The 16,690-nt window shown below is 35.4% G+C and carries 16 protein-coding genes; 10 read left to right on the plus strand and 6 right to left on the minus strand.

The window, feature by feature from the left end; genetic code table 11:
- Window positions 1–26 precede the first annotated feature (26 nt).
- The 6 genes from FHQ18_RS05310 to FHQ18_RS05335 all read right to left on the minus strand — a co-directional run bounded on the left by FHQ18_RS05310 (window position 27) and on the right by FHQ18_RS05335 (window position 7,481).
- Window positions 27–983, minus strand: a complete 957-nt coding sequence (locus FHQ18_RS05310; RefSeq protein ID WP_149266130.1) for an ABC transporter ATP-binding protein — start codon at window positions 981–983, stop codon at window positions 27–29.
- Entirely contained in the window at window positions 983–1,957 is a 975-nt protein-coding gene (locus FHQ18_RS05315) for an ABC transporter ATP-binding protein (RefSeq protein WP_188020348.1), read from the minus strand. The genes FHQ18_RS05310 and FHQ18_RS05315 overlap by 1 nt, the downstream gene beginning before the upstream one ends.
- A 1-nt stretch (window position 1,958) precedes the next feature.
- A complete protein-coding gene (locus tag FHQ18_RS05320) occupies window positions 1,959–2,825 on the minus strand; it encodes an ABC transporter permease (protein WP_149266132.1) in 867 nt (288 codons plus the stop codon).
- Entirely contained in the window at window positions 2,825–3,829 is a 1,005-nt protein-coding gene (locus FHQ18_RS05325; RefSeq protein ID WP_149266133.1) for an ABC transporter permease, read from the minus strand. Before FHQ18_RS05325 ends, FHQ18_RS05320 begins: the two co-directional genes overlap by 1 nt.
- Before the next feature lie 187 nt (window positions 3,830–4,016).
- Window positions 4,017–5,615, minus strand: coding sequence for an ABC transporter substrate-binding protein (locus FHQ18_RS05330; protein WP_149266134.1), 1,599 nt, complete (start codon window positions 5,613–5,615; stop codon window positions 4,017–4,019).
- A gap of 144 nt (window positions 5,616–5,759) precedes the next feature.
- Window positions 5,760–7,481, minus strand: a complete 1,722-nt coding sequence (locus tag FHQ18_RS05335; RefSeq protein WP_149266135.1) for a proline--tRNA ligase — start codon at window positions 7,479–7,481, stop codon at window positions 5,760–5,762.
- 179 nt (window positions 7,482–7,660) lie between these two features.
- On the opposite strand from FHQ18_RS05335, the gene FHQ18_RS05340 reads away from it, so the two are divergent.
- The 10 genes from FHQ18_RS05340 to FHQ18_RS05385 all read left to right on the plus strand — a co-directional run bounded on the left by FHQ18_RS05340 (window position 7,661) and on the right by FHQ18_RS05385 (window position 16,652).
- Entirely contained in the window at window positions 7,661–8,194 is a 534-nt protein-coding gene (locus FHQ18_RS05340; protein ID WP_149266136.1) for a TRAP transporter small permease subunit, read from the plus strand.
- Complete coding sequence (locus FHQ18_RS05345; protein ID WP_149266137.1) at window positions 8,191–9,510, plus strand: TRAP transporter large permease; 1,320 nt, start codon at window positions 8,191–8,193, stop codon at window positions 9,508–9,510. The genes FHQ18_RS05340 and FHQ18_RS05345 overlap by 4 nt, the downstream gene beginning before the upstream one ends.
- A 158-nt stretch (window positions 9,511–9,668) precedes the next feature.
- Window positions 9,669–10,454 (plus strand): enoyl-CoA hydratase/isomerase family protein, encoded by a 786-nt coding sequence (locus FHQ18_RS05350; protein ID WP_149266138.1) that lies wholly within the window; start codon window positions 9,669–9,671, stop codon window positions 10,452–10,454.
- Window positions 10,455–10,464: 10 nt separating this feature from the next.
- Window positions 10,465–10,869, plus strand: a complete 405-nt coding sequence (locus FHQ18_RS05355; protein WP_149266139.1) for a cobalamin B12-binding domain-containing protein — start codon at window positions 10,465–10,467, stop codon at window positions 10,867–10,869.
- Window positions 10,866–11,507, plus strand: coding sequence for an enoyl-CoA hydratase/isomerase family protein (locus FHQ18_RS05360; RefSeq protein ID WP_149266140.1), 642 nt, complete (start codon window positions 10,866–10,868; stop codon window positions 11,505–11,507). Before FHQ18_RS05355 ends, FHQ18_RS05360 begins: the two co-directional genes overlap by 4 nt.
- A 2-nt stretch (window positions 11,508–11,509) precedes the next feature.
- Window positions 11,510–12,418 (plus strand): methylmalonyl Co-A mutase-associated GTPase MeaB, encoded by a 909-nt coding sequence (gene meaB, locus FHQ18_RS05365; RefSeq protein WP_149266141.1) that lies wholly within the window; start codon window positions 11,510–11,512, stop codon window positions 12,416–12,418.
- 40 nt (window positions 12,419–12,458) lie between these two features.
- Window positions 12,459–14,102, plus strand: coding sequence for an acetate--CoA ligase (locus FHQ18_RS05370; protein ID WP_149266142.1), 1,644 nt, complete (start codon window positions 12,459–12,461; stop codon window positions 14,100–14,102).
- Window positions 14,102–14,329 (plus strand): hypothetical protein, encoded by a 228-nt coding sequence (locus FHQ18_RS05375; RefSeq protein ID WP_149266143.1) that lies wholly within the window; start codon window positions 14,102–14,104, stop codon window positions 14,327–14,329. Before FHQ18_RS05370 ends, FHQ18_RS05375 begins: the two co-directional genes overlap by 1 nt.
- Window positions 14,326–15,162 (plus strand): hypothetical protein, encoded by an 837-nt coding sequence (locus tag FHQ18_RS05380; protein WP_149266144.1) that lies wholly within the window; start codon window positions 14,326–14,328, stop codon window positions 15,160–15,162. Before FHQ18_RS05375 ends, FHQ18_RS05380 begins: the two co-directional genes overlap by 4 nt.
- Window positions 15,162–16,652, plus strand: a complete 1,491-nt coding sequence (locus tag FHQ18_RS05385) for a leucyl aminopeptidase family protein (protein WP_149266145.1) — start codon at window positions 15,162–15,164, stop codon at window positions 16,650–16,652. The genes FHQ18_RS05380 and FHQ18_RS05385 overlap by 1 nt, the downstream gene beginning before the upstream one ends.
- Window positions 16,653–16,690: the final 38 nt, after the last annotated feature.

The following is a 16,690-nucleotide window of genomic DNA, read 5'->3' on the forward strand; positions in this document are numbered from 1 at the left end:
ATTATTTTTTTTCACTTTTGTAAAGATTATATTCTAAAAGGGCAAGCGGTTTCATGAGTATCTGAAATGGAGATAAGATCTCCAGAGATTTCAGCACACTCACTCTTAGCATAAGGGCAACGTGTTCTAAATCTACATCCGGATGGTGGATTTATGGGACTTGGAATTTCTCCTGTTAAAACCATTTTTTTCTCTTTCTCTTTACCTATTTCAGGAACAGACTCTAAAAGTGCCTGAGTATAAGGGTGCATCGGTGAATTAAAAATATCATCAACCGTTCCTTTTTCCATAATCTTACCAAGATACATAACTATAATTCTGTCTGAAATATGCCTAACCACACTTAAATCATGGGATATAAAAAGATACGTAAGTTTAAACTCTTCCTGCAAATCCAGTAAAAGATTCAAAACCTGTGATTGAATACTTACATCAAGGGCACTAACAGGCTCATCGCAAACTATCAGTTCTGGATTCAAAGTCAAAGCCCTTGCAATCCCAATCCTCTGTCTTTGACCACCTGAAAACTGATGTGGATATCTATAGTAATGCTCCTTCAAAAGTCCAACCTTTTCCATAAGAAAGTAAACTTTCTCTTCGATTTCCTTGTTACTCAAATTTGTATTCAATTTTAAAGGCTCTGCAATAATATCTCCAACTCGCCATCTTGGATTTAAAGATGAATAAGGATCCTGAAAAATTATCTGAACACTTTTTCTATACTCTTTTAACTCTTGTCTATCTTTTTTAGTGACATCTTCCCCTTTGAATAAAATTTTACCTGATGTGGGCTCTTCTATTTTTAAAATCAGTTTTCCCGTTGTGGATTTTCCACATCCCGATTCACCCACAATACTCAAAGTTTCTCCGCGATGAACGATAAAAGATACATCATCAACGGCTTTTAAAATAGCTTTTTGTCCAAATTTACCTTTTTTTATCTCATAGTATTTCTTTAAATTTTCAACTTTTAAAAGCTCCATCAAAACACACCTTCTGCTTTAAAACAGGCTACAAAATGTCCATCTGTTATCTCTTTTAATTTAGGCTTCTCAGTTTTACAAATCTCTTTTGCAAAAGGGCATCTAGGCCAAAAAGTACATCCTTTGGGCAAATTGTATAAACTTGGCACATTACCCTCAATAGAATAAAGGCGGCTTTTTCTTCCTCCTCTATGGCTTGAAGGGATAGAAGCAATCAACCCCTGAGTATAAGGATGCTTAGGTTCATCAAAAATTGTTTTTTTACTACCTTTTTCCACAATATTCCCTGTATACATTACTGCCACATCGTGGGCCATTTCATAGACAACACCCAAATCGTGAGTGATGAAAAGAATAGAAGTCCCTTTTTTCTCCTGTAGCTCTTTCATAAGTGCAAGCACTTGAGCCTGAATGGTAACATCAAGAGCTGTGGTAGGCTCATCGGCAATTAATAATTCCGGTTCACATGCCATTGCCATAGCAATCATCACCCTCTGTCTTAGACCACCACTCAGTTTAAAAGGATAATCCTTAAGCCTTTCTTCAGCTGATGGTATCCCTACAAGTTTTAATGATTCTACAGCTTTATCATGTATCTCTTTCTTAGAAAGCTCAGGCTGATGCAACTTGAGAACTTCTTTTATCTGAAAACCGATTGTATATGAAGGATTCAAAGATGTCATTGGCTCCTGAAAAATCATGGAGATTTTCTTTCCACGAACTTTTCTCATCTCTTTCTCGGTCAAATTCATCAAATTTTGACCGTTAAGTAAAATTTCTCCCTTTATAATTTTCCCTGGTTTTTCAATCAATCTCATTATAGATAAAGAAGTAATGCTTTTTCCGCTACCTGATTCCCCCACAAGACACAAAGTTTTCCCTTTTTCAATATCAAAACTTACACCGTTTACTGCAACAACCCTACCTTTATCAGTATCAAACACAGTGGTTAACTCTTTCACTGACAACAACATGTTATCTATCCTTCTGTTTTGGATCTAATACATCCATCAGTCCATCACCTACAAGATTGAAACCTAAAACAGTCATAAATATTGCAAGTCCTGGATATGTAATCATCCATGGAGCTCTCATTATGTACTGCAAAGAGTCGGACAACATGGCACCCCATTCTGGGGTGGGTGGTTGAGCACCAAGCCCCAAAAAGCTAAGCCCTGCAGCTTCCAATACTGCAGACGCAAAACCCATTGTAGACTGAACAATAATAGGGGCCATACAGTTTGGAAGAATAACTTTAAATATTAATCTCATATTAGATGAACCATTCACCCTAGATGCAATGACATACTCTTTTTCTTTTTCTTGTAATACAGACGCCCTCACAATCCTTGCATAAGATGGTATCCCAACCACTCCAATAGCAATCATTGCATTGTATAGGCTTGGCCCTAACATTGACACAATTACAATGGCAAGTAAAATGGCCGGTACTGCAAACATTATATCCACAATACGCATAATAAAAGCATCCACTTTTTTACCATAAAAACCTGCAATTGAACCCATAATCAAACCAAAAAAAAGCGAAATCCCCACTGAAATTGTCCCTATCATAAGGGAAATCCTGGCACCATAAACAATCCTAGAAAAAACATCCCTTCCGAAATCATCTGTACCCAAAATATGTGGCCATTTGCCAGCTTCAGACCAAACAGGTGGTAGCAATCGTGATTTTAAATCCTGAACAGTAGGATCATATGGAGCAATCAATGGTGCAAATATAGCCATTAAAATAAGTATTGACACAAGAATAAGGCCAAAAACTGCTGATTTATTTTTTCTGAATCTTTGAATATACTCTTTCAATAACGACTCTTTCATCAATCAAGCCTTACTTTAGGATTAATTAATGCATACACAATATCTACCAAAAGGTTTATTACAATGAAAATAACGGCTATAATCAATGTGGCACACTGAACCACCGGAAAATCCCTTTGATAAACTGCATTAACAAGCCATTTCCCAATACCTGGCCAACTAAATGTTGTCTCAGTCAAGATGGCACCTGCAAGAAGAGTACCAAACATAAGGCCGATAATGGTTACAACAGGAATGGAAGCATTTCTGAAAGCATGTATCATTATCACACGTAATGGTGAACACCCTTTTGCTTTTGCAGTTTTAATGTATTCTTCCTTCAAAACATCAAGCATACTGGAGCGAGTCATTCTTGCAATAATAGCCATAGGTATGGTACCTAATGCAAAACCGGGAAGAATAAGGTGTTTTAACGCATCCCAGAAAGCTTCATAATCTTTAGCTATCAATGAATCTATTAGATAAAAACCTGTTATCTTATCAATATAAAACTCATAGGAAAGCCTTCCTGATACTGGTAGCCACTCAAGTCTAACAGCAAAGAAGTAGATAAGAAGAAGTCCAAGCCAGAAAACAGGCATAGATACACCAGCTAGTGACCCCACCATACTGGTATAATCAAAGACAGAATACCTTTTAACAGAAGCAATTATACCTGCTGCAATACCAATAATTACAGCAAAAAACATACTAACAACAGTCAACTCAACAGTAGCAGGAAATCTGTCCCAAAACTCTTTGATAACATCCTGTCTGCTTTTTATAGATTTACCAAAGTCCCCTTTTAGAGCTTTTTTTGCAAAGATAATGTACTGAACATAAAGAGGTTTATCCAACCCCATTTCTTTTCTCAGCTTTTCTACTGATTCTTTACTGGCATGTTCACCCAACATAACAAGAGCAGGATCACCTGGGGCTAAATGAATCATTGCGAAAACTAATATGGAAACACCAATTATTGTCGGAATAGCCCAAAACAGTCTTTTCACAATATAGTAAAGCATGTTTAGTACCCTTTAATTTAAAAACCAAGAAAATATACTTTTAAATCTTCAAATGTCAAGCTTCTTTTTGTTTCAATGTATTAAGCATTCTTAAACATCTGTATACTCAAAATAAAAAGAGCCGAGCACCCATTAAGCAGGGACTCGGCTATGTTCTCTTTGTTTCTTTTTGCAAATATAAAAATCTTTACTTATCTAACCATACCTTATGAAATCTTCTCTTACCTACAGGATCAAGTTTAAATCCCATAACATTTTTTCTCATAGGCTCCACAACTATTGAATGCGCAATTGGTACCCAAGGTACATCTTTGTGGAAAACTTCCTGAGCTTTTCTATAAAGCTTAGTTCTTTCTTCTTTGTCAGTAATCACTTTTGCTTTTTCTATCAATGAGTCAAACTCTTTACTTCTATAAAATGCGATATTCTGAGCTGGTTTTACCGCAGCTTTTGAACTCAACAATACATAAAGGAAATTGTCTGGATCACCATTATCACCTGTCCATCCCAATAATGCCATAGAGTGCTCACCATATTTTGTTTTTTGTAAATATGTACCCCAGTCATAAGATACTATTTTTGCTTTGATTCCCACCTTTGCCAAATCAGCCTGAATAGCTTCAGCTACTTTTCTACCATTTGGCATATATGGCCTTGGCACAGGCATTGCCCAAATATCTGTTTCAAAACCATTTGGATATCCAGCTTTAGCAAGCAACTTTTTAGCTTCTTCAGGATTGTATTCATAATCTTTTATATCATCATTGTATGACCACATTGTAGGAGGAATTGGGTTTTTGGCAGGCACACCAAAACCAGCATAAACAGCATCTACAATATCTTTCTTGTTAATAGCAAGATATATAGCTTTCCTCACTAATGGGTTATCAAAAGGTTTCTTTTCTGTATTCATTGCAAGATAACCTACATTTAGGCCTTCCTGTTTAACAAGTTTAATATTTGGGTCTTTTTCAAGCTCTGCTACCTCTTCAGGATTTGGAAAGTCCATAATATGAATCTGACCTGTTTTTAGCTCTGCAGCACGAACAGAATTATTAGGGATAACTTTCAGAATAAGTTTATCAATATATGGTCTTCCAGCCCAGTAATCTTTATTTGCTTTAAAAATTATCCTGTCATCTTTAATCCACTTTACAAACACAAATGGCCCTGTCCCCACTGGAAATCTTCCAATATCCTCAGGACGCCCTTCTTTTAAAAGCTTGTCGGCATATTTTTTGCAAAGGATAGATGCAAAATCCATTGCAAGGTTAGCTATGAATGGTGCTTCTGGCTTATTCAATATGAATTTTACTGTGTATTTATCAACTTTAACAATATCCTTCACTATATTGCTCATATCCATAGCTTGCCAATACTCGTAAGCACCACCAACCTTGTGGTATGGGTGATTTGGATCGAGCTGTCTTTTTAATGAAAAGATAACATCATCAGCTGTAAACTCTACATCTTCTTTGAAAAACTTTGTTTTGTGGAATTTTACCCCTTTTCTAAGATGAAATACATACTCCAGTCCATCTTTGCTCACTTCCCAGCTCTCAGCCAATGCTGGCTCAATTTCGGTTGTACCGTACTTGAACTGTACCAAATTATCATAAATTTGAGTTGTTGCATAAAATGTTTCACCATCAGTAGCATGGGCAGGGTCCATTGTTACAGAATCACCTCCCCTACCAAATACAAGGGTTCCACCATACCTTGGTTCTGCAAATGCTGACGTAATTAGTAAAGCCAAAACGGTTACAACTAACAAAAACTTCTTCATAAGACCTCCTTTTTTTGGGTTTAACCACACTAAATTTATCTATTTTGAATAAAAACTCAAGAAAAATTATAACATTATTTTAGTTTAAACAAACTTTTTTGAATACATAAAAAAAGCCCTGCATAACGGCAGGGCTTTTAACAATTATATTTTACCTTCTCTTAACTCATCCAAAAGTTGCAATGTCTTATCAATCACATCCTCTTTTTTAACAGTAACAATTTCACCTGTTTTTCTTATGAAAATCTCCACATTACCCTGAGAAAGAGATTTGGCGCCTACATTTATCCTGAGAGGATATCCCACAAGGTCTGCATCATTAAACTTAACACCAGCTCTTTCATCCCTATCATCAATCAAAACATCAACCCCTTCTTTTTGAAGCCTTAAATAAACTGTTTCTGAAAGATTTACCACATCTTCAGAATTTGTATTTATAGGCACTACAACCACTTCAAAAGGAGCAAGCTGCACAGGCCAAATTATCCCTTTTTCATCATGATTCTGCTCAATGGCCGCTGCTGCAGTTCTTCCTATACCTATACCATAACACCCCATTACCATCAATTTTTGTTTACCATCTTTATCAAGATAATAAGCGTTCATCGCTTTAGAATACTTTGTCCCAAGTTTGAAGATATGCCCCACTTCAATCCCTTTTGTAATCTGATACTCGCCCTCTCCACACCTTGCACATTTATCACCAGGCACAGCATTTCTGAAATCACCAAAACCATCCACATCAAAATCTCTACCAAGGTTAGCATTTATCTGATGCTTATCCTTTTCATTAATACCAAGGACGAAATTTTTCATATACTTTATTTCATAATCTGCATAAATTGGGATTTTAAGTCCTTTTGGTCCTGAAAATCCTACAGGTCCACCTGTAATTCTAAGAATCTCATCTTCATTAGCGAACTCCACATAAGAAAGGTTGAAAAAGTTTTTAACTTTAACAAGGTTTAACTCCCTATCACCTCTAATAAGAATAGCAAAAAATTTATTATCACCTTTAACAATGAGTGTTTTTACATGTTTATGAGGTGGAATCCCAAGGTACTCAGCTACATCCACTACTCTTTTTATATTTTCTGTGGTTACAATTTCTGACTTTTTCTCAGGCTCATCAGGGACTACCCCTTCATCCAGGACAGGGGCTTTCTCAATGTTTGCTGCAAAATCGCATTTTGTACAGCTGATAACAAAATCCTCTCCGGTATCAGCTGTTACCATAAACTCATGAGAAAAAGAACCACCAATCGCTCCTGAATCTGCTTCAACCACTTTATATTTCAAACCACATGCCTCAAATATTTTACAGTATGCATCATACATTTTTTGATAGCTAGCTTCTGCCCCAGCATCATCCACATCAAAAGAGTAAGCATCTTTCATAATGAATTCTCGCCCTCTCATTAAACCAAATCTAGGTCTTACTTCATCTCTAAATTTTGTCTGAATCTGATAAAGATTTAAAGGCAGTTGCTTATAAGATTTTACCTCATTTCTCACTATATCAGTAACCACTTCTTCATGGGTAGGCCCTATGCAAAAATCTCTATCGTGTCTGTCTTTCAATCTTAATAATTCTTTACCATAAACATTCCATCTACCGCTTTCCATCCAAAGCTCGGCAGGGACAACAGCTGGCATTAAAACCTCAATGGCCCCAGCCTCATTCATATACTTTCTAACAATATTTTCCACTTTCTTAATAACTTTCAATCCTGCAGGCAGATAATTATAAATACCGGCAGCCACCTTCCTTATCATACCGGCTCTAAGCATATATTTATGGCTTACAACTTCAGCTTCACTTGGATTTTCCCTTAAAGTTGGCAAAAAATAATTTTTTAATCTCATCTAAACCCCCAATTTTTTATTTTACTTTATCAAACTAATAATAAATTTTCAATTATTAAAAAACTACCCTAATGACATAGTTCGTTAACTTTATTCAGCATTGTTTAACCAATTTTAAATCTTGACTGTTATAAAAAAAAAGCGTATATGCGCTAAAAAATCAATCCCAGGAGGTTAACTTGAAGTTAATCGCTAAAATCATGAAAATCATCGATATGTTTAATGAGTGGTTTGGTAATATTGTAATCTGGATTTCTACTTTAATGGTACTTGTGGTTTGTTATGATGTAACCACAAGATATGTTTTTAACAAAAGTTCTGTTGCCGTGCAAGAGCTTGAATGGCACCTTTTCGGTTTTCTTTTCCTTTTGGGCGCTGCTTACACTTTAAAACATGACAGACATGTAAGAGTGGACGTATTTTACGATAAGTTAACTGAAAAAAAGAAAGCTGTAATTGATATCATCGGAACACTTCTGTTTTTAATACCTTTTTCAATTTTAGTAATTTACACATCTAAAAATTTCGTCATCAACTCTTTTCTTATTAAAGAAGGATCTCCTAACCCCGGCGGATTACCTTACAGGTTCATTTTAAAAAGTGCCATCCCTGTAGGGTTCTTTCTTGTTCTACTTCAGGGAATATCATTACTTATTCGCAACTTCTTAATATTAACAGGTAAAAAAGAATATCTAGAAGGGAGTCAAAAATGACAGAAGCTATGCCTCTGATTCTATTTATAACTGTTTTCGGTCTTTTACTACTCGGTTATCCCGTTGCATTCACTTTAGGTGGTGTTTCTTTATTTTTTGGTCTTGCTACTTTCGGTTTAGATTTTTTTAATTTACTCCCTTTAAGAATCTGGGGACGTATTACCAATGTGGTTTTAATTGCTGTTCCTCTTTTTGTTTATATGGGGGTAATGCTTGAAAAATCAGGTCTTGCTGAAGAGTTGTTGGAAACAATGGCTCTACTTTTCGGTAAATTAAGAGGCGGTCTTGCCATCTCAGTTGTGGTGGTTGGTGCTCTACTTGCAGCCTCCACAGGAATAGTTGGTGCCACTGTGGTAACTATGGGGCTTTTAAGTTTACCTACTATGCTCAAAAGGAACTACTCACCTGAACTTGCCACAGGGACTATATCAGCATCAGGTACTTTAGGACAAATTATTCCTCCAAGTATCGTCCTTGTTCTTCTTGGCTCAATCTTGAATGTGGATATCGGCTCCATGTTTATTGGCGCTGTTGTACCCGGCTTGATGCTTGTGATCTTATACATCATCTATATAGTAATCATGGCCATCGTAAAACCTGAATCATGTCCGGCCATGCCAAAAGAAGAATTGGACGCCTTTCACAAAGATGGAATGTACAAAAAAATAATTACTGCATTTTTAATGCCCTTTGGCTTGATCCTTGCAGTTTTGGGTTCCATTTTCGCTGGAATTGCTTCCCCAACCGAAGCTGCAGCAGTTGGAGCTTTTTTTGCAACTGTTTTAACGGCACTAAAAGGTAGATTAAATTTCAACACTCTAAAAGCAGTAATGAAAGAAACCACCTATCTTACATGTATGGTGTTTATCCTCCTTGTAGGCGCCACAGCCTTTGGTCTTGTTTTTAGAGGTATGGGTGGCGATGCATACATTAGAGACCTGGTTATCAATGCGAATTTAAGCAAAGGTATGTTTACCTTCCTTGTCATGTTTGTAGTATTTATTGCAGGTTTCTTCATAGATTTTATCGAAATTACATTTATTTTAGTCCCTGTTGTTGCTCCTATTTTTGAACATTTTGGGGTAAATCTTCTTTGGCTTGGAATTCTTTTTGCCGTTAACCTTCAAACATCTTTTCTAACTCCACCATTCGGATTTTCACTATTTTACCTTAAAGGTGTAGCTCCACCAGAAGTAACCACAATGCACATCTATAAAGGGATTATTCCGTACATTATTATCCAGCTAATAGTTCTAGCAATGGTTGCTTTCTGGCCAGAAAGTGTCCTCTGGCTTCCAAAAATTATCAGTTATTAAAAAGAGGCTTCGGCCTCTTTTTTTTTACCTATTAATCATTAACTGATATAATCAATTTCTTCCAATTTGAATAAACCCTAATAATTCTTGATTTTATCTTAACATTGTTTTATTATTGCTAAAATTTGTCAAGCATGCATTCAATCGAGGTTTAAGGAATGGATATTACAAAAGAAAAAATAAAACGCATTGGCAAAATTATTTTCAAAAACAATTCTTATTTAACGACTGATAACCTCAAAGATTTGTACCACATAATAAATGAATTTGAAAATGATATAGAAGTTGATCTCATTACTTTTAGCAGTGAAACAGATTCTTTTTGCAAAGGTGTAAACATAGAAGAATTAGTAAATTACAATGAAGCAGAATCAAAAATTTTTTCCTTTTTAGGTCAGAGACTAATTAAACGAATGAGAAATTTGAAAAAAATTATTATCTCCCTAGTGAATGGTAATGCTCTAGGTGCCGGTTTTGAGATAGTTTTAGCTTCAGATGTTATTTTTGCTACAAAAAGAAGTATGTTTGGCTTTCCAGAAACAAATTTTGGCATAATACCCGGATTTGGTGGGACTCAACTTATGTCTCGCAAAATTTATGAAACATTTACCAAATATCTTGTTTTTACCGGAGAAAAAGTAACCGCTGATAATCTTTTTGAAAAAGGAATAATTACCAAACTGTTTGATAACAACGATGAAATGACTAATTTCTTTGAAGAGTTTGCCGAAAAATTAAAACAAAGGAGTGTTTTTGCCATAGGTCTTGCTAAAGAGGTAATTAACAACGGTATCGAGATAGATCTCGAAAAAGCGTTATTACTAGAGCAAAACGCATTCACAGTAGCCTTTGCAAGTAATGATAAAAGAGAGGGAATGAGCGCATTTATTGAAAAAAGAAAACCTAAGTTTACAGATAGATGGGAAGAGTTTAAAAAACTTTAGGGAGGATGTGATGGGAAAGATAAGAATTTTAATAGCAAAACCAGGGCTTGATGGTCACGACAGAGGAGCAAAAGTAGTGGCAAGGGCTTTAAGGGATGCAGGATTTGAAGTAATTTACACTGGACTTAGACAAACTCCTGAAGCAATAGTAAACACTGCTATTCAGGAAGATGTGGATGCCATAGGGATAAGCATCCTTTCCGGGGCACATAATACTGTTTTTCCAAAAATTATTCAACTTCTTAAAGAAAAAGGAGCTGATGATATTATCGTGTTTGGTGGTGGAGTTATCCCTGAAGATGATATCCCATTTCTTCTATCCAAAGGCGTAAAAAGAATTTTCACGCCAGGGACTCCAACCTCAGAAATTATAGACTTTATAAAAGAAACGATAAAACCAAAAGATGCTGCATGATAAAATTAGATATTGACGGCGAAGTAGCTTATTTAACACTAACTCCTGAAGAGAAATTTAATATATTAAATACTGATACTTTAAAAAATTTAATAGAAAATATTAAGAAACTTTTTGATGCACCTGCAAAAATTTTAAGAATATTTGGAGAAGGTGGCTCCTTTGCTGTAGGTGCAAATATTAAAACCATGCTCTCCTATTCAGGTTATGATGCAAAAGGGTTTTCGATACTTGGCAACAGACTATTCAACCTTATGCAGGAACTACCACAGGTAGTAATAGCAGAAATCGATGGTTTCTGTATGGGTGGTGGAATGGACTTTGCTGCAGCATCTGACTTTAGATTTGCCACAAAAAAAAGTAAATTTGCACATCCCGGTTCAAAGCTTGGTATAATCACAGGCTTTGGCGGCACCCAAAGAATACCTAGAGTAATGAGACATAGTCACTACCAGCAACTGTTTTTACTTGGTGACATGTTTTACGCAGATTTTTTGAAAGATGGTGGCTTTCTATTGGAAATATTCGAAACCAAAGGAGAAATGAGAGATTATGTAACTCAATTTTGTGAAAAAATAATTAATAAAAATAGATTACACCTTTATTATTTAAAACAAATGATTAACAGAATGAGGTAAAAATGCTCTATCAAAAAGTATTAAACGGAGATAAGCGTAGTCTTGCAAGACTAATGAGATTTGTAGATGACAGAATCGACGGCTATGAAAAAGAGATGAAAGAGATTCTACCAAAATGTGGTAAAGCTCACTTCATTGGCATAACGGGCTCTCCAGGAGCTGGAAAATCCACTCTTACCAACGAAATTATCAAACACTATAGAAACCTTGGGAAAAAGGTTGGTGTAGTGGCCATTGACCCCACAAGCCCATTTTCCGAAGGAGCAATTTTAGGTGATAGAATACGAATGGCCGAACACTCACAGGATGAAGGTGTTTTCATAAGAAGTGTGGCCACTAGGGGGCATCTTGGTGGATTATCAAGTTCTGCTATAGAAATCGCTATGATTCTTGATGCTGCTGGTTATGATGTAATAATTATTGAAACAGTAGGTGTAGGCCAAGATGAAGTGGAGATTTCCACAGTCTCAGACACATGTATAGTTGTAACAGTCCCAGGACTAGGTGATGATATCCAGGCTATAAAAGCAGGTATTTTGGAAATTGCTGATATATTTGTAGTAAACAAAGCTGACAAAGATGAAGCTCACCGAACAGCAAGAGATTTGGAAATGATGTTGGAGCTATCGCAGAAGAAAGATTGGACCCCACCAATTGTTAAAACTGTGGCTACTAGAGGTGAAGGGGTTGCAGAGCTAGTTGAAAAAATAGAAAGTCACAGAATTAAATTTAATTCAAAACACTCCGAAAGACTTTTTTTTATTGCAAAACAATATCTAATAGAAAAAATTGAAAAAAATATCTTTTCTTATGAAAAAATTATAGCTAAACTAAACCTTAATGGGGACCCATACTCCCTGGTAGAAGAAATGTTTAACTCTTTAACTAATGGAATAAATATTAGGGATTAAACTCCGATGAATATAAAATACACAAAGTGAGGAGGATATAATGGCACACAATATGGAAAACTATGATGAAACGGTAAAGAATTTCAAATTGGATGTTCCAGTTTACTATAATTTTGGTTTTGATGTTATAGACAAATGGGCAGAGGATAGAAGTAAACTTGCGTTAATATGGGTAGATACAGACGGAGATACTCATCAAAAATACACCTTCTTTGATTTAAAGAAGATGTCAAATCAGTTTGCAAATGTATTAATTTCGAAAGGATTTAAAAAAGGAGATAAACTTTATGTAATGGTGCCCAGAATACCTGATTGGTATTCTATAATGCTTGGCTGCTTCAAAGTGGGTGTAATACCTATGCCTGCTCCAAAAATCCTGCAACCAAAAGATATTAAATACAGGATCGATGCAGCTGAGGCAAAAGGTGCAATTGTTCATATTGAAAGCATTGAAAAGTTTGATGAACTAGAACTTCCTTCCCTCACAGAAAAAATAGTTGTTGGTGGAAAATATGAAGGGTGGGATAGTTTTGAAGAACTTATGGCAAAAGCTTCTTACAAATTGTCCCGTGAAGATGTTGAACCTACAAAAAGTACTGATCCAATGATTATATATTTTACAAGTGGAACCACCAAATTTCCAAAAATGGTTATGCATGAACACTCTTATGCTCTCGCCCACCTAATCACCGCAAAATTCTGGCAAGATCTCACACCAAAAGATCTCCACTGGACGTTGAGTGATACTGGTTGGGGTAAAGCAGTTTGGGGTAAAATGTTTGGACAATGGATAATTGGTACTACCGTTTTAATGCACAATGCAGCTGATAAATTTGATCCTGAAAAGCATCTTTATATTATGGAAAAATATGGTGTAACAACCTTCTGTGCACCACCTACTGCCTATAGAATGCTGATCTTACAAGATTTGAAAAAATACGATTTTTCTGCACTCAGACACTCCATCAGTGCAGGCGAACCTTTAAATCCTGAAGTGATTAGAATCTGGAAAGAACATACCGGTACAACAATTTATGATGGTTATGGTCAGACAGAAACGGTTAATACCATTGCCAACTTCCCATGTTTAAAAATAAAACCAGGCTCTATGGGCAAACCTACTCCTGGTTTTCATGTGGATGTAGTAGATGATGATGGCAATCCTTTGCCAACTGGCGAAGTAGGTCATATCGCAATAAAAGTAAAACCTAATCATCCTATTGGAGTATTTAAAGGATACTATAAAAATGAAGAAGCCACAAAAGAAGCCTTTAGAGGTGACTGGTACTTCACCGGAGATAAGGCTTATAAAGATGAAGATGGTTATTTCTGGTTTGTAGGAAGAGCCGATGATGTAATTAAAGCAAGTGGCTACAGGATTGGCCCTTTTGAGGTGGAAAGTGCACTTCAAAGTCACCCAGCTGTAGCAGAAAGTGCTGTAGTGGGCTCACCTGATAAAATACGTGGCACCATTGTAAAGGCTTTTATCGTTTTAAAGCCAGGCGTTGAACCAAGTGATGACTTGATAAAAGAGTTGCAGGAGCATGTTAAAAAGGAAACCGCTCCCTACAAATATCCTCGTGAAATTGAATTTGTAAAAGAGCTTCCAAAAACTGTAAGTGGTAAAATCAGAAGGGTTGAACTCAGAAAAATGGAGGAAGAAAAAAAACTTGGTAAAAATTAATGATAATAATAAACAAAAACAGCGCCCCTTTGGACCAAAATCTTTGTTATGGTTCAAAGGGGCTTGCACCTATTCTTTTTATTTCTCTGAAGTTAATAGAAAAAACTATCTTAGAAATGAAGTGCAACTATTTCAAAGACGTTCAGGATAACAACATTAGGGCACTCATTCGTTATGATTATGTATGTCATCATTTATCAAAAATAAATATTAGAAATACGCAATGATAAATCAAAACTATACCTTTGAAAAATTAAGAAAAGAAAATCTTCTCTACCTCTCAGATATAAATCAACTTTCTTACGCAGAAAAAGAGAAAATATACTCTCATTTCATCCCTGAAAAACTTTATCAGATACTTGGGATAAAAAACTTTGATGAGTTAAAAAATAAATATTATTTCAGACTGTTTTGTGAACCTGGCACAGACTTTGTAAAAATCGAAATAAAAATAGACAAAAATCAGAAAGACTGGATTTTCCTTCTTGAAATTGCCGATACCATTTACTACCAACTTGAACTGTCTTTAATTGTCATTGGGGACCCAAATGCTCCTTTTTTTGATGTCTACCACGACAGATTCGGACATAGAAATTACTTTGCCACAGCTGAAAGAAATATTGAAGAAGAAACAAAAGCCTTGAAAGCTGGACTATACCCTCATCAATCAAGAAAAGGTTTAAATCTTTTTGATAATTTACTAGAAAACCTTGAGTCCTTTTGCAGATACACTGAAAAACATCTCATTGAAACAGACCCTCTTGGTTATGCCAGTGCCATTTTTTATGAAAAAAAGGGGTTTGGATATATTGATGGCAAAAAACTTATGCTTAAAATTGATAAGGAATTTTATCCAGAAGGTCTTTTATATAAGAAATTGGATAACTCCAATATCTTCAGAAAACAGGAATATTGGAACAATGTATGGGGTAGAAGTTGGGCAATACATGATGGAGTACTGAAAGAAGCTTTAGGGGTTGAATTCAATCATATAAAAATGTATAAACCAATAGATAAAAAATTGCAGGTCAATACATTTATGACACAAGGAGTCATATGATGAAAATAGTATGTAGGAAAAAAACCGCTCTTGGAAGTAAAAAAGAAGCCATTCTTATCCCAGTATTCAGAAATATTGAAACATTAAAGCCTCTCACTGGTAAAAAACTAGACGAAGAGATAAAAAAGATTTTAGATTCTGACTTTTTCAATTTTGAAGAGACAGAGATTAAAAGTTTTTATCTTGAAATCAATAAAAAGCTAAAAAAAATCTACCTCATGAGTATCCCAAAAGAAATTGAAGAATATAGAGAGTACATGAAACTTGGTAACAAATTTGCAGAGATTGTTAAAAAAGATAAGATATACACCTTTTCTATGCTTGCATTTGAAGACCTTTATAGTGAAAGGAAAGATTTTAACTACACCAAATCATTTGTAGAAGGAATATATTTTGGTCTTTATGAGTTTGATAAATACAAAAGCGATAGCAATGATTATGAACTTGAAGAGATTGAAATAATCACCAATAGCAATAAAACCAAAAAAATCTTCGATAGCGAACTTCCATTATTGGATACTATCTTTAAAAACATTTATATAGTAAGAGACCTTGTAAATACTCCCCATTCAGATCTATATCCCGAAAAGTTTGCACAGTTTATCAAAAGCTTTGAAACTGATAGATTAAAAGTAACAATCCTTAATTATGAAGATTTGGTTAAGGAAGAATTCAATCTGATTGTGGCTGTGGGTAAAGGTGGAGCAAATAAACCATGCCTGGTAAAAATCGAATATAAAGGTCGACCCGAGAGTAAGGATAATATAGCTCTTGTAGGCAAAGGGGTTACTTTCGATTCTGGTGGAATGAATTTAAAACCCACTGGCCATATTGAGACAATGAAAACAGACATGGCAGGTGCTGCCACAGTTTTTGGAATTGTTAAAACGTTACACGACCTTGAGGAAAAAGTAAATGTTTACTGCTATCTCCCACTTGTGGAAAATATAATAAGCAATAATTCTTACAAACCTGGCGATATAATAAAATCCAAATCCGGTAAAACTGTTGAAATATTAAATACCGATGCAGAGGGAAGATTGATTTTGGCTGATGCCCTTTATGAAGCTACACAAACCGACCCTGATGTAATAATTGATATGGCTACCCTCACTGGTGCCTGTGTTGTAGCACTTGGCTCTTACTGTGCAGGATTATTTTCAAACAGACGTTTCCTAGCCAAAAACATTTTAGATCTCTCTTATGACCTAGCTGAAGACATATGGGAACTGCCTCTTTTTGAAGATTATGAAAAAAGGATAAAAGGGGATATATCAGACCTTATCAATATTGCAAAAAAAAGAGGCGAAGCTGGCTCTATCATAGCTGCTCTTTTCCTTCAGCAGTTTGTAGATAATTATCCATGGATACATCTGGACATTGCAGGACCTGCTTATATTGAAGATAAACATCATATATTTGGAAAAGGAGCCACAGGATTTGGATTAAGGCTTGTGTATCAATTTATAAAGAAATATTACACACAATAAAAATCTTAATATTTCGTTAAACGTAAGTCTTATTTAAC

This window comes from Deferribacter autotrophicus, from assembly GCF_008362905.1.
Taxonomy (GTDB): Bacteria; Chrysiogenota; Deferribacteres; order Deferribacterales; family Deferribacteraceae; genus Deferribacter; species Deferribacter autotrophicus.